The organism is Cupriavidus gilardii, assembly GCF_013314895.1.
Taxonomy (GTDB): Bacteria; Pseudomonadota; Gammaproteobacteria; order Burkholderiales; family Burkholderiaceae; genus Cupriavidus; species Cupriavidus gilardii_C.
This window is the reverse complement of sequence record NZ_JABTYE010000048.1, coordinates 1-13,600: the sequence shown is the minus strand read 5'-3', so window position 1 is coordinate 13,600 and position 13,600 is coordinate 1. Positions and strand designations below refer to the sequence as shown.

The window sequence follows — 13,600 nt, the reverse complement described above, 5'->3', positions numbered from 1 at the left end:
CCCTCGGCCCCCTCGCCAACGCCCTCCACGGCACCAGCTGCATCCGCCGCATCGACGGCCGAATCCCCGCCACTGCCGCTGGTCCGGACGCTCACGCAAGTTCTGCCATTCCTTGAGCCGCCTGACCGGCTGCGGGCCATGTCGATCTGCCGGGAGGCGTATCGCGTGACCGAAGGCGAGCGCTTGCCGGCGCATCTGTTGGTGCGTGCGCAAGGCGTTCATACGCGTTCGGCGCTGCGGACTGCGCTGTCGGACGCCGCGCGATGGCACGAGGCCGGCAAGCTGAGCCACCGGGAATACGCCGAACTGCTGGCCGCGTTGGCGACGCGCGTCGCATGCCTGCCGCCCGGTCAGCGCGTCACCGGCTTCGGCGACATGCTCGAGGCGCTGAGCGCGGCGCGCACCCTGCGCAAGTGGGCCAGCATGCCGCTGATCGCCTTGACCGGCGTGCTGCGTGACAAGGAAGGGCTGCGCCAGGTCGGGGCCGCGCTGACCGATCGGCTTTGTGTGCTGATCGACAGGCTGGCAACGGCTCTGCCGCAGTCGGCCACGCCGGATGAGCGGCTTGGAATCTGGCTTCCGCTGATGCAGCATCCAGCCAGTGTGCCGGCGGTCGCACGCCGCGCATGGTGCAAGCTGGTGCCCGATCCATCCGCCTGGCCGGACGCCATCGCGCATCTGGACCCGGCCCGGCAGCAAGCGCTGGTGCCGACGCTGATTGCCGCCGCGATGGCGATCCGGAGCAAGACCGGCGAGCGCAATGGCGTAATGGAGGAGATCGATAGCCAATGGCTCGCGATGGTAGGTGCGGCGCTGGATCTGGACGACCGTCATCCCGTCAAGGGGGCGGGGCTTGCTGCCTTGGCGAGGCACTCGCGACGCGCGGAGCGGAAGATCGATGCCGCCGGCCTGAGCAGGGACATGCCGCCTGTCGAGCAAGTCTGGGACGAGTTGTTCGAAGCGGCGAAGCAGGCCGATGCCGCCTCGGCAGCCGAGTTGGTGCTCCGGCTGATCGACAGACTCGGGGATTTTCCGCCGCCCCTTGTCAGGCGCCGGTGGCTATCGCTGTGGCACTGGGTGAAAAGCAGCGAGCACGTACCTGACATGCTGCGGCGCATCGAGCTTCAGATGGCCATGCACCGGCCCGTCTTCGCCACCGAGCCGATACGTGTCGAGTTGTGGTGCCGCCTTTGGGACGAATGGCGCCATGGTCCCGAGGCGTCGGACATGCAGGTCGGCGCAGCGTTGATGGCGGCGGTAGTCCAGCTCGACAAGTGGTGTGGGCCGCTTGTTGCCGACAAGCTGACCACTGCGGCGCAGGGATTGTCCGCCCGGCAGCAGGCGCACCTGCTCGAGGCGGTCTGCACCCAGGCACGCTTGCACGACGCGACCGCGCTGCGGGTCGTCGCCCTGGATCTTGCACGTGTCCATGGACAGCCAGGGCCGCTGCTTTCGCTGTGCCGCCTCGACCGCTCGCTGTTCGATGAAGTCAGTGGGGTCGCATTGTCGGCGCTGAAGACGCTGCCGCGCCCCGAACAGGCGCGCCATCTCGAGATGTTGTTGCGCGCCGACTGTCTGCCGACGCTGCCCGGTATCTGGGCGGAGGCCGCTCGTGACCTGACAAGCAGCGGCGAGCTTCCCCGTCCTCAGTGGGCAGCGCTGGCTCGCGAGCTGGTGCGCTGGTACGCGCGCCAATGCGCGTATGGCGCCATGCAGCCGGCGCATGTCCATGGGGTCGTGGAGCTGCTCGACAGACCCGATGCCGGTCGGGAGCCTGACCTTCTCGCCGCGATCGCTTCTCTGGCCGACGCCATGGCGACACGGGGGACGTCGTGGGAGCCGACGTCGGCAGACCGCAGTGCGGCCGGAACCTTGGCCGGAACCTTGTTTCGCGGCGTATGGGACCGGATCGGAAGCGCACCGGAGCCGCTTCGCAATGCGGTGCTTGACGCGTTGGTGCGCGACGAAGGCGCCAGACAGCGCAAGCCCATGTATTGGTTGACGGTTCAATTCATCGTCGACCATGCGCAGCGGTCGCCCGCGCAACGGCCGCGGTTGCTTGCCAGGCTCGCGTCCAGTGTAGGCAGGCACGCGTTCGACGTTGGGCAGGGCCCCCCAGCGGGTCCGCTCGGGCCGCACAGGGAGATCGTATGGAGGGCGATCCATGCGCTGGCGGACGATCAACTCGCAAGACCGTTGGACAAGGTGATCCCGTGGTTCAAGCGAGGGTGGGTATGGGGAGCCAAAGCGGACCACCGACAGGCGCAATGGACCGGGTTGCTCGAGCAGCTGGACAAATTGCGCGGCCGCCTGCCTGATGCGGACAAGCCCCTGTTTTCCAGGCCGTGACGGCCGACCATCCGATGCATTGATGTTCCGTTGATCAAACGCATGCGTTGGCCGCCGTTTTGACAAGCAGCGGCGCCGCGCTGTGGGAACAATGCCGGCTTGGCACGGAAGGCGAGGCCTGTGCGCCGTGCCGACTCCCGCTTTGACCATCGATCATGCTCCATCCTCCCAGGTACATCTACGACCCTGATCACGCGGACAGCATTGCCGCGCTGTCCCGCCTTGGGCGTTCGTCGTCGGGCCGCGTGCAGACCGTTGGCGTCTTTCGCTTTCGGGGCGGCGAGCGGGTCCGGATCGATCGGCTGGACGACAAGTCCTTTGTCGCGACCCGGCTCGATCCAGCCGATCGCCGGCGAAGCGTGTTCGTCAGGCTGCTCCACATCGTCCGGTCTCTGTTCGGGCTGGAAGGCGGGTCACGGTGGAAGCTGTCCAGGCACGACTGTCGCGCGATGGAGTCCTGCGTGCTCGCCTTGTCGACGCGCGCGATGCAACAGCAGGAGCGATGGCGGGAATGGGCCGCGAAGCGCGATCGGCGCGACGCCAGCGCGCTCTCCCGGCTGGAAGCGTTGCCGCTTCCCTTGCTGCATACGATTACCTCGAAGCTGAGCCTACAGGACTGCCATGCGATGCGGCTGGTTTGCTCCGGACTGGCCAAGGCGACGGCGGACTGCGTACCCCTGTCGGAGGCCGCATCGTGGACGACGCTCGCCGGACTGCGCCGTGCAGTCGCGCGTGCGCTGGCGAAAACGGTCCACGCACCGTTTGCCGATCCGCTGGACCGCTCGGCGCGTACAAAGGCGATGACGCTGGCCGCCGGCCGCGTTTCGGTCCTGCCTTGCAGCGAGCGCTGCGAGGCACTGTGCATCCTGCTCGATGCCGTGGAACGGGCATTTCCCGATGGCGTCGGCAGTGCGGTGCCGCTGCGCACGCTCGCCGCTCAGGCCGGCAAGCTGTCCAGTTTCAGCAGGGAGGAAATACGCGAGGTCCGGCAGCTGGCGTACAAGCTTTGTCGGGCGCTGGAGCGTCTGCCGCTCGCCGATCGCGTCGACGCGGCGCTCGCGCTGTGCAAGAACCCGATGCAGTCGATCGCCGAGCGCGTGCGCGCGCTGCTGGTGCCGGACTCGTGCTGGGTGCTGGCGGCGCGGGTGGTGCCCCCCGTCGATCGGCGCCGCGTCATTGCCGGCCTCGCCGGCCTGATCGCCGAGCCTTCCCGTTTGCCGCCTGCAAAGGCCGTCCCGATGGCCGTGCAGGCGCTGCAGCTGGCAGAACTGGATCCGACCGCCAGCGCGCATGCTGTCGCGGCCCTGTCCGGGATATCGATGGCCGCCATGCTGACGCACGCCTGGCCGAACGATGAGCGGGGCGGCGAAGGGGCGTCCGGCACTGGCATGGCGGTATGGGAGCACCTGTTGGCGACGGCGACGGCGTGGCCCACGCAGCCGGCGCTCATTCTGGTCAAGGTACTGTTGCAAGCGTTGTCCGCGCTGCCGGATCAGGGCGTCAAGGATGCGGCGGGCCTGGCGGTACGCAAGTGGCTGGGAAACGCGACCGCCGTGACGGGCGACGATCGCCGTCACATCGAGACGCTGTTGTTCCCGCTGTTGCCGGAGCACGCGCGTCCCGCTGCCTGGGATGCGCTGTGGGAAGCCTGGTCGCCATCGAACGGGCAAGGCGAGATCGGCGAGGCGCAGGCCCGGCAGATCGCCACATGCCTGTGGCATCTGCCCGGGGCCATGCAGTGGGAATCGACGCTGCTGCCCCGGCTCGCGCCATTGCCGCCGCAGCAGCAGGCGGCAGTGCTCGCAAACTTGCCGGCGTACCTGTACACCGGGCCGCATACGATGGAGTTGTTCGAGCTTGTCGTGGACCTGGCGGTGCATCACCGACTGCTGAAGCCGCTGGCGCTTTGGTACCGCGCTCGCACGCTGGAGGACTACGGGCAATACAGCGATGCGCTGGACAGCGCGCTGATTTGCCTGCCGAAGGCCCAGCAGGCGGAATGGATCGTCGCGCTTTCGCCTCATCGCGTAGTGCCCGCACTGTGGATCAATGTGGGACTGGCGGCGCTGGAACCGCCGTTGCAAAGCGCCGCGCTGCAAGCCTCGCTGCTCGGCGCCGTGGTGTCGCAGTGCCGTCGCCACGGCGTCCGCCTGGACGATGTGTGGCGGGCGCGGGTCGTCGGCTTGACCTCGGTACTGGCGCAACAGCAAGGCACGACGGCCGACCTGGACGGCAGCACGGTGCAGGCGCTGACCGGCATCGCCGACGCGTTGTTGAACCTGCACGACGGCGCGGCAAGGGGTCGCAAACCGGACTGGGGCGCCGACGCGATCCCGGCATTCGTCGATGCGGTATGGAAGCACGTCGCGAGGCTGCCCTTTCAAAGCCTGCTCAATATGATCGCCAACATGTGCGTCGTGCGTCAGCCCTACCATCCGGCCTTCGAGCGGCACTTCCATCTGACCACGGTACGGTGCGCGATGGCGTTGCTGCCAGCGTTGTCGCCGCAGCAACAAGGCCACTTGTTGCCGATGCTGATCGAGATGGAGTCAGGACTCAAGGGCGCCCGGCCGGTGGATTGGCGCGGCTTCGACGACTGCCGCCAGACGCTGTGGCAGGCAATCGCGGCATTGCCCGCTCGTCACCGTGCCCGGCCGCTGGACAAGGTGGCTGGCTGGTTCGCGCGGACGCCCGCCGACGCCGGAAGTCGCCCCGCGTGGAAAAAGGCCCGCCGGGAATACCTTGCGTTGGTCGACGCCATGCCCGTCGAGGATCGTCCGGTACTGGACTGGCGCTGATCGGCGTTGACCGCGTGCTGGTCGTGAACTGCCGTCCGGGGTCGGCCGGACTGTGCCGTCACGCCAATGGCGCTACACTGCGTCGATCAGCCCAGCAGCCAGTCCGTTCGTCCCCATGTCAACCGACCCCAAACTGATCGCCGATCTGCGCCGCCGCGCGCTTGCTGCCCAACACGCCAAAGCGGTGGCATCGCCGTGCCGCGACATCTGCCGCATGGGCCAGCATGGCTATTGCGAGGGGTGTTTCCGGACCATCGACGAGATTGCAGGCTGGGCCGGCCGCAGCGAGGACGACAAGCGCGCCATCTGGCAGACGTTGCCTCAACGTGCCGCCGCGTGCGGGACGGCCGGCGGCACGGTCGACGATGCGGTGGGAGGGGGCCGGCCATGACAATCTCCACCGCAACCCACGCGAGCGCATCGGCCGACATGTTGCCCGCCGGCATCCGCGTGTTCGAGCGCGGCTGGCTGTCGGCCAACAATGTGCTGCTGATCGACGGCGACGATACCGCGCTGGTCGACACCGGCTATGTCACTCACGCCGAACAGACGCTGGCGCTGGTCGACGCCGCGCTCGACGGCAAGCCGCTCGGGCGGCTGATTAATACCCATCTGCATTCGGACCACTGCGGTGGCAATGCGCTGCTGCAGCGGCGTTGGCAGCCTCGCACCTGGATTCCCGCGGCAGAAGCCCGCGCGGTGGCGCAGTGGGACGTCGATGCGCTGAGCTACCGCGCCACCGGCCAGCAGTGCGATCGCTTCGCCTTCGATGCGCTGCTCGAGGACGGCCACTCGATGCGGATGGGCGGCCTGGACTGGCAGGTGATCGCCGCGCCCGGACACGACCCGCATGCAGTGATGCTGTACGCGCCGGACGAGCGCATCCTGATTTCGGGCGATGCACTGTGGCAGCACGGCTTCGGCGTGATCTTTCCCGAGCTCGACGGCGACAGTGGCTTCGCCGAACAGCACGCCGTGCTGCAACGGATCGCCGAGCTCGATGTGCGGCTGGTGATTCCGGGTCATGGCAGCCCGTTTACCGATGTCGGGCCAGCGCTGGAGCGCGCCAGCGGCCGGCTCGACTATCTGCGTGCCGATCCGCGCCGCAACGCCGCGCATGCGCTGAAGGTGCTGGTGAAGTTCAAGCTGCTGGAGCAGCGGCAAATGACGCGGGACGCGCTGCTGCAGTGGATGACACAGGCACCGCTGCTCGAACGCGTGCGGCTGCGCTATCTCGATGGCGCGCCGCTGCCCGACGTGCTGGAGCAGGTCATGGCCGGCCTGGTCAAGGCGGGCGCGGCGACCGTGGACGGCGAGCTCGTGTGCAATTCGGATTGAGCGCGATGAGGACCGTGCCGATCCTGCGAGGCGACGGCTTTTCGCTGCGCCCGTTTCGCCAGGCCGACGCGGAGCAGTTTGCCGCCGCGGTGCAGGAATCGATGGCGAGCCTCGCACCATGGATGCCGTGGGCCCACCTGCGCTACAGCGTGCGCGACGCGCAGCTGTGGATCGATACCTGCGCGGACAATGTCGCGGCAGGGCTGTCCTACGACATCGGCATCTATTCGCAGGACGGCCGCGTGCTGTTCGGCGGCGTTGCGCTGAACCAGATCTCCACCGAGAACCGCATGGCCAATCTCGGCTACTGGGTCCGCAAGAGCCGCCAGGGGCAGGGGCTTGCCACCCGAGCCGCCTGGATGATGGCCTGCTTCGGCTTTCATCGGCTGCATCTGACCCGCATCGAGATCGTGGCGGCCGAGCAGAATCTGGCCAGCCGGCGCGTCGCCGAGAAGACCGGCGCGCTGCTCGAATGCATCGCGCGCAACCGGCTGGTGCTGCGCGGCATACCGTGCCGCGCAGCGATCTATTCGCTGGTGCCGGAGTCGGTGATGCCTTCGGACCAGACTTCGGCCCCGCCCTCGGCCCCAGCTCTCAGCGGGTGATGCTGAACGCGTAGGTGCGTTCGTCCTGCCGCGGAATCACGGTCAGGCCCTTCTTTGCCGCCCACACATTGATCTGGTAGTACAGCGGAATCACGCCGTAGTCCTTGATGCCGATCTCGGTGGCCTCCTGCAGCAGCTTCTCGCGTGCGCGGTCGTCGATGGTGGTCAGCGCGGCGCTGAGCTTGGCGTCCAGCGCCGGATTGCTGTAGCGGCCGCGATTCGAGGCGCCCCAGCCCTTGGCGGGATCGTAGGTCGCCAGCAGCGACTTGAGCGACGAGCCGGCCTCGCCGGTGTCGGCGCCCCAGCCCGCCAGCATCAGCGAGAACTCCAGCTTGTTGGCGCGCGTGAAGAAGCTCGCCGACGGCATCGCCTCGACGCGGGTCTGGATGCCGATGCGCGTCAGCATCGACGCGATCGCCTGCGCCACCTGCTCGTCGTTGACATAGCGGTTGTTCGGCGTATGCAGCGTCAGCTGGAAACCGTCGGGATAGCCGGCCTCGGCCAGCAGCCGCTTGGCCGCGGCCGGATCCGGAGCGTCCGGTTTCAGGCCCGGCACGTGGCCGAACAGCGAGCTGTTGACCAGCTGGCCGGTCGGCTCGGCCGCGCCCTCCATCACGCGGTCGACGATGGCCTGGCGCGAGATCGCCTTCGACATCGCCTGGCGCACGCGCGCATCCTTCAGCGGATTGCGCGGCAGCGGCTTGCCGGCCTTGTCGGTGACGAAGGGCGAGGTGTCGCGGTCGCTGTCCATATGCAGGTACATCATGCGGAAGGTCGGCACCTTGAATACCGACACGCCGGGATCGGACGACAGCTTGCGGATATCCGAGGTCGGCACGTTCTCGATCACCTGCACGTCGCCGGCCAGCAGCGCCGCCACGCGCGGGGCATCGTTGGTCAGGATGCGCAGCGACACCGTGTCCCATTGCGGCTTGTTGCCCCAATAGGCGTCGTTGCGGGTCAGCTCGATGCGGTCGCCCTTGCGGAAGCTGACGAATTTGTACGGCCCGGTGCCGACCATCGCCTTGCCGCTGTTGAAGTCGTCGCTGGAGGCGTTCTCGGCCGCCTTCTTCGAGACCATGTAGATGGTCGACAGATCGTTGGGCACCAGCGGATAGGGACCGTGGGTGGTGATGCGCACGGTCAGCTTGTCGACCGCGACCACGTCCTTGAAGCCCTTGGTGTAGATCGTGTACGGCGACGGGCTGTTCTTGACGGTGGCCGGCCGGGCCAGCGAGAAGACGACGTCCTGCGCGGTGAATTCGCTGCCGTCGTGGTACCTGACGCCCGGCCGCAGCTTGACCTCCCAGGTGGTGTCGTCGACCGCGCGCCAGCTCAGCGCCAGTGCTGGCTTGAAGCGCATCTTCTCGTCCTTGGCGATCAGCGTCTCGAACATGTGCTCGGCGACGTTCGCGTTGGGCGTGACGTTGTGGTAGTGCGGATCGAGCGAGGTGATATCGCCGGACATGCCGATGGTCAGGCTGGCCGCATGCGCGGGCAGGGCGAGAAGGGGGGACAAGGCGCCGGCGCCGAAGGCGAGGCTCGTGGCCAGCACCGCGGCGCGCAGGGTACGACGAACGAATGGCATCAGACACTCCCGTCGGGTATGTGGTGTGGGCGCATTGTCGGGACCGCGCTCTTGCAGTGTCAAGACGGATAGACCCGTGGCGCGGTATTGCACCGCCGGTACGCACCCCAGGCCCTTCGCAGCTTCCATGTGCCCCGTGCGGGTGCCTGCGGGGGCCTGTTGCACCGCGATGAAACGTGGCGGCGGTTGTCGACAGAGCGGGACAACGCGACCGGCAAGAATGCCCGTCCGGCGCGACCCCCGCGCCTTGACCCCATCTGTCGAGGAATACCATGCCCGACCATCATTTCGGTCGTACCCCCGCGGCGATGCCCGCTCAGGCCAACCTGCCCGGCGCCAACCACGTGGCCGGCGCGGCGACCGCGCCGGCCGGCACGCTGCTTACCCCCGCTCAGGCTTCCAGCGTTTCGCTGGTCGCGGCCCGCTCCGGCGCCGCGACGGACCTGCGCTGGTCGCTGCTGGCCGTCCCGATGAAGCAGATCGCCGGCTATTTGTCCTTGCATGACCGGATCGCCCTGGCGCGCGCCAGCCACGCCGTGCGCGACGCGCTTGGCCAGCTGGCTGCGACGACGCTGGAGCGCGCGTGGCAGGTGTCGACGCTGTCCGGCTTGTCGGCGGTGTTGGGCCGCATCGATGCGATGTCCGACGTCAACGACCGCGCGTCCGTATTGAAGGCGCTGGCGCGGCGCACGAGATGTCTGGCACGTCCGCACCGTCGTCGCGCATGGCGGCGAATTCTGCAGGCGTGCGACGCGCTGCCCGTGGCGGCGAGGGCGTCCGTGTTGACGGATCTGAGCTGCGTGCCGAGCGTGGCGCGGGTGCCCCAGCTGGTCAGGAATCCAGCCCTGGGGGCGGGCGACGTCGAAGATTGTCTCGCGATGCTCGATCAGCGCTTGAACGCACTGCCCGCTGCCGGCCGGGCGGCGTTGACCTTTGCGCTGCTGCGGGTACGCGAACCGCAGCGGGGCGGCAAGCTGTACGTCAAATTGCCGCCGCGGGTGCGGTTCGATCTGGCCGGCCATCTTGCGCTGGTGCCCTTGTTGCCGGCCGCTGGGCAACGCGATGCCACGAAGCTCGCGGTCGGCTACCACCTTCGCAGTCCCGGCACCCCCCTGGAGCTCTGGCGCGGCGGTATTGCCGCGGCCTGCGCCGCCGGCCAGGCGTCGATATCCGCGTGGACGCTGGTGGCGCTGATGGAAGCCAGAACCGTCGAAGGTCCGCGGCTGCTCAGTGCGCTGGAGGCGCCGCAGCTGGCGTGGCAACAGGCCATCGAGCGAGCCCGGAAGCTGCCCGCGGCCGAGGCCGCGAGCGTAGGCGTCGGCCTGGCGCAATGCCTGAAGGCTGGCTGGGCCGCCGCCTCGTTCCGCACCCAGGGTGTCGATGCGCTGTGGCAGTTGGGTCTGGACTTGCGTCTCGATATTGACCAGCGCGCCGAGATGCTGGCTCCGTGGGGCCTCTGGCTGCCCCGGCAGAAGTGGGAAGCACTGTGGCATGAGCTGCTGGAGCGGTGCGCCACCGAAGGGATGACGCAAGCGCGTCGCCGTTGCCTGGAGCGCTTCGTCGAAACCGCGCCGGGCGCGCACCATGCGCCACGAGGCAAGGCTGCGTGGGACACGACGGTGGCGGCGATCGAAACGGCACTGATGCGGAAGGACCCCGGGGACGCCACGCCAGAGCCGGGGACGAGCCGCCGCGCCGACGGCGCCGCCAGCCTGGGCGCGGCGCTCTGTTCCATCCTGGCGAACAAGTGGCTGGCGCCGGCGCCGCAGCAAGGTGCGACAGCCCTCGATCGGCTGCTCGGCTGCATCGACCGGTTGCCGCCCGTCTGGCGAGGTCAGCCGCTGCGTGATCTGCTGGCATGGGTCAATCACCAGTTGCATGCCGGCATCGTCGTGCCGCGTCTGCCTGCGCTTGCGCCGCTGGACCGCGCGACATTGCTCGCGGGGCTGCTTCAGGTAGAGCCGGGGCTGCGGCCTTCCACCACGATGCAGGATTTCCTCGATGCCCTGAAAGCGGCCGGGCCACTGATGGACGAGGGCTGCGCCGTGCTCGCGCAGGTGCTGCACGGCATGCGGGAACGGCCCGAGATGCTTCGTTCCGATTGGCTCACGCTGGCCGCCGATCTGCCGACGTGGGCCGGCCAGATCGACCTCGCCACCCAACCCAGGCTCGCGCTGGAGTATGCCAAGCTGGCGATCGCGATGCGCTGGCAGTCATCCCGCGAACTGCCGGACAGTGTCCAGGCGCGCCTTTTCCGGAATGTTGGAGATTTTCTGACCGCGTCGGTAAAGGGCTTGCCGATGGAAGTCCGCAAGACGGTGTTGCTGGAGCTCGGACAAGGACCGTCCGCGCAGCTCCAGGCCCTCGACAGCATGAACGCGAGTACCGAATGGATACTGTCTCTCGCTGAATCCCTGCCCCCCGCGTACCGCGTCGACGTGCTGTGCGGGTGGGCCGAGGCCGATACGTTCAGGAACAGCGTGGCGGCCGTCCTGCCGATGATGGCGCTGCAGGAACGGGATGGCGCGTATGGCTGGCAGCCAAGGCGCCCAGTATGGCAGGCGATCCTGCGGATGCCGCCGGAATATCTCGCTCCCCCGCTGTGCGCGACCACGGACTGGTTTGTCGATGTCAGGTCCGCGACCCCCTACTGGGCGTCTCGAGACGACGACGACTTCAGGGCCGCGGAGGCGCAATGGCGGCAAGCGCTGCAGCGCTTGCCCGATGCGGACCAAGTCGAAGTCCGATTCCTGGCGATGCCGCAGCTCGCCGTCATGATGGACGGGATGGCGGCGAACATGATGCGCCTGTTAGAGAGGATCTGAACGGTGAGGCGGCAGCCGGTACCGGCCGCGACTGCAACGATGCCGCGACCGAGCGGCGCAAACGCCGGGGGCCGCCGGCCGCCGGCCCCGGCGCGCGCCGCTAGAACGTCGTGCGCAGGCCCACCCGCACGCTGCGGCCGGCCATCGGCGCGATGTCGCGCAGGATCGAGGCGGAATTGCGCGCCTCCTCGTTGGTCAGGTTGTCACCGCGCAGATAGAGCAGGGTTTGCGTGCGCCCGCTCTTGATCTTGTAGGTCAGCGCGACACCCAGCATCGTGTAGGCGTCGGTCGGCGTGTCGTTGACCGGCACGCGGGTCTGCTTCGCTGCCCAGGTCAGGTCGACGCGTGCGCCGAAGGCGCCGGCGCCATAGACCAGCGCGCCGCCGAGCCGCAGCGGCGCCAGGCGCGGCAGGGGCTCGCCGGTTTCGCGGTTCTCGCCGCGCACGTAGTCCGCGCGGGCCTCAAAGTCCAGCGTATCGCTGCCGGTCAGCAGCTTGCGCGCCAGCCGGGTCTTGCCTTCGGCCTCGAAGCCGTACAGCGTCGCCGGGACACCGAGATAGCGCAGCTCGGGCAGGGCGTCCGCGCTGCCGGGGGCCACCAGTTCGCCTTCCTCGTTGCGCGCATTGCCCGTCGCCGACAGCGCCAGATAGTTGGAGAAGCGGCTGTAGAAGCCCGACACGCCGGCGCTGTGGTCGCCCTGCTTGAAGCGCAGGCCGAGGTCGACCGAGGTCGCGCGTTCCTTGTTGGCGTTCGGATCGCCCTGCTCCCAGGCGCCGGTGGCCACGTGCGGGCCGTTGGCGTACAGCTCGTAGAAGGTTGGCGCTCGCTCGGTGTAGGCGACGTTGGTGGTCACCGACCAGGCCGGGTTCAGCTTGTAAAGCAGGCCCGCCGAGGCGCTGCCCGCGTTGAAGCTGCGGTTGGCATCGGCAAAGCGTTCGTTGCCGCCGGCGGTGGCCTTGACGCTGGTATGGTCGATGCGGCCGCCCAGGTTCAGCTTCAGGTTGCCGGCCGCGTCCAGCGGCATTTCCTCGAACACGAACAGCGCGGCGTTGTCGGTGTCGCTGCTGGGCACGAAGGCCTCCTCGCCCAGCGCGGAGAAGCGCGTGGCGCCGAACTGCGCGCCGATCACGCCCCGCATGCGGCCGATCTTGCCGTGCTGCGCCTCGATGCGCGCGTCCCAGCCCTTGTTCTTGAACACCGTGCCGGTCTCGCCGCCCTCGATTTCCTTGTGCTCGTAGTCGGTGTAGCCGAACTTGCCCTTGACCGACTCGAACCAGCCGCTGGTGGTGCCGGACAGGTTGCGCGCCTCGCCTTCGAGCGCGAAGCGGTCCTGCTTCATGTTCAGCCGCACCTCGTCTTCGGCGGGGGTGCCGTAGTCGTTGCGGTAGGCGCTGTAGCTGGCGCCGACGAAGCCGTCGGCCCAGGTATAGGAGCCGCCCAGCGCGCCGCCGTGCTGCTCGGCGTTGGTGTTGGGGAGGCGGCGGCGGACTTCGGTCTCGCCTTCCTCCAGCGGCTGACTGTTGCGCAGGCGCTCGCTGCGGGCATAGCCGGGGATGCGCAGGTCGCTGGTCTTGCGGGCGAACGCGTCGGCATGGATCGCGAACCTGCCGTTGCCGGCCTCGATCAGTCCGCTGGCATTGCGGGCCGCGTCGCCGTCGATGGTGGCGCTCAGGTCGGTGGCGCCGGTCACGCCCTCGATCGGCGCCTTCGGGATGCGGTTGTCGATCACGTTGACCACGCCGCCGATCGCATTGCCGCCGTACATCAGCGCCGCGGGGCCGCGCACCACCTCGATGCGTTCGGCTACCAGCGGATCGAGCGGCACCGCGTGGTCGTAAGACAGGGTGGCGGCGTCGATGCTGCTGCCGCCGTTCTGCAGCACCTTGATGCGGTCGCCATCGAGGCCGCGGATCACCGGCCGGCTCGAATTTGGCCCGAAGTAAGTCGACGACACGCCGGGCAGGCTGTTCAGCGTTTCGCCGAGCGTGCTGTTCTGGCGCACGGCCAGGTTGTCGCCCTGCAGCGTCGAGACGGCGGGCACCAGCGAGTTCAGATCGCTGCCAAGCGGATTGGCGGTGACCACCACTTCGCCGAGGG

The 13,600-nt window shown here is 68.4% G+C and carries 8 protein-coding genes; 6 read left to right on the top strand and 2 right to left on the bottom strand.

What is annotated here, in order from left to right:
- The 5 genes from HTY53_RS24420 to HTY53_RS24405 all read left to right on the top strand — a co-directional run.
- Positions 1-2,349: hypothetical protein (locus HTY53_RS24420; protein ID WP_217435744.1), on the top strand; the 2,349-nt coding region annotated here is incomplete at its 5' end.
- Between the two features lie 155 nt (positions 2,350-2,504).
- Positions 2,505-5,147: a hypothetical protein gene (locus HTY53_RS24415; protein ID WP_174109173.1), complete on the top strand. Its 2,643-nt coding sequence runs from the start codon at positions 2,505-2,507 to the stop codon at positions 5,145-5,147.
- A gap of 115 nt (positions 5,148-5,262) precedes the next feature.
- Positions 5,263-5,538: a DUF1289 domain-containing protein gene (locus HTY53_RS24870; protein ID WP_238509839.1), complete on the top strand. Its 276-nt coding sequence runs from the start codon at positions 5,263-5,265 to the stop codon at positions 5,536-5,538.
- Positions 5,535-6,485, top strand: coding sequence for an MBL fold metallo-hydrolase (locus HTY53_RS24410; RefSeq protein ID WP_238509842.1), 951 nt, complete (start codon positions 5,535-5,537; stop codon positions 6,483-6,485). The genes HTY53_RS24870 and HTY53_RS24410 overlap by 4 nt, the downstream gene beginning before the upstream one ends.
- A 5-nt stretch (positions 6,486-6,490) precedes the next feature.
- Positions 6,491-7,090: a GNAT family N-acetyltransferase gene (locus tag HTY53_RS24405; RefSeq protein WP_174109171.1), complete on the top strand. Its 600-nt coding sequence runs from the start codon at positions 6,491-6,493 to the stop codon at positions 7,088-7,090.
- On the opposite strand, the gene HTY53_RS24400 is transcribed toward HTY53_RS24405, so the two are convergent.
- Complete coding sequence (locus HTY53_RS24400) at positions 7,080-8,678, bottom strand: ABC transporter substrate-binding protein (protein ID WP_174109170.1); 1,599 nt, start codon at positions 8,676-8,678, stop codon at positions 7,080-7,082. The two genes, HTY53_RS24405 and HTY53_RS24400, sit on opposite strands and share 11 nt — an antisense overlap.
- 272 nt (positions 8,679-8,950) lie before the next feature.
- Between HTY53_RS24400 and HTY53_RS24395 the strand changes: the two genes are divergently transcribed.
- Positions 8,951-11,503, top strand: coding sequence for a hypothetical protein (locus tag HTY53_RS24395; RefSeq protein ID WP_174109169.1), 2,553 nt, complete (start codon positions 8,951-8,953; stop codon positions 11,501-11,503).
- Between the two features lie 100 nt (positions 11,504-11,603).
- Here HTY53_RS24395 and HTY53_RS24390 read toward each other — a convergent pair.
- Positions 11,604-13,600: TonB-dependent receptor (locus HTY53_RS24390; RefSeq protein ID WP_174109168.1), on the bottom strand; the 1,997-nt coding region annotated here is incomplete at its 5' end.

What these genes read in the sequence shown, in the direction of transcription:
- HTY53_RS24415 (WP_174109173.1), top strand. Translation starts at nt 2,505, where the DNA reads ATGCTCCATCCTCCCAGGTACATCTACGACCCTGATCACGCGGACAGC.
- HTY53_RS24870 (WP_238509839.1), top strand. Translation starts at nt 5,263, where the DNA reads ATGTCAACCGACCCCAAACTGATCGCCGATCTGCGCCGCCGCGCGCTT.
- HTY53_RS24410 (WP_238509842.1), top strand. Translation starts at nt 5,535, where the DNA reads ATGACAATCTCCACCGCAACCCACGCGAGCGCATCGGCCGACATGTTG.
- HTY53_RS24405 (WP_174109171.1), top strand. Translation starts at nt 6,491, where the DNA reads ATGAGGACCGTGCCGATCCTGCGAGGCGACGGCTTTTCGCTGCGCCCG.
- HTY53_RS24400 (WP_174109170.1), bottom strand. Translation starts at nt 8,678, where the DNA reads ATGCCATTCGTTCGTCGTACCCTGCGCGCCGCGGTGCTGGCCACGAGC.
- HTY53_RS24395 (WP_174109169.1), top strand. Translation starts at nt 8,951, where the DNA reads ATGCCCGACCATCATTTCGGTCGTACCCCCGCGGCGATGCCCGCTCAG.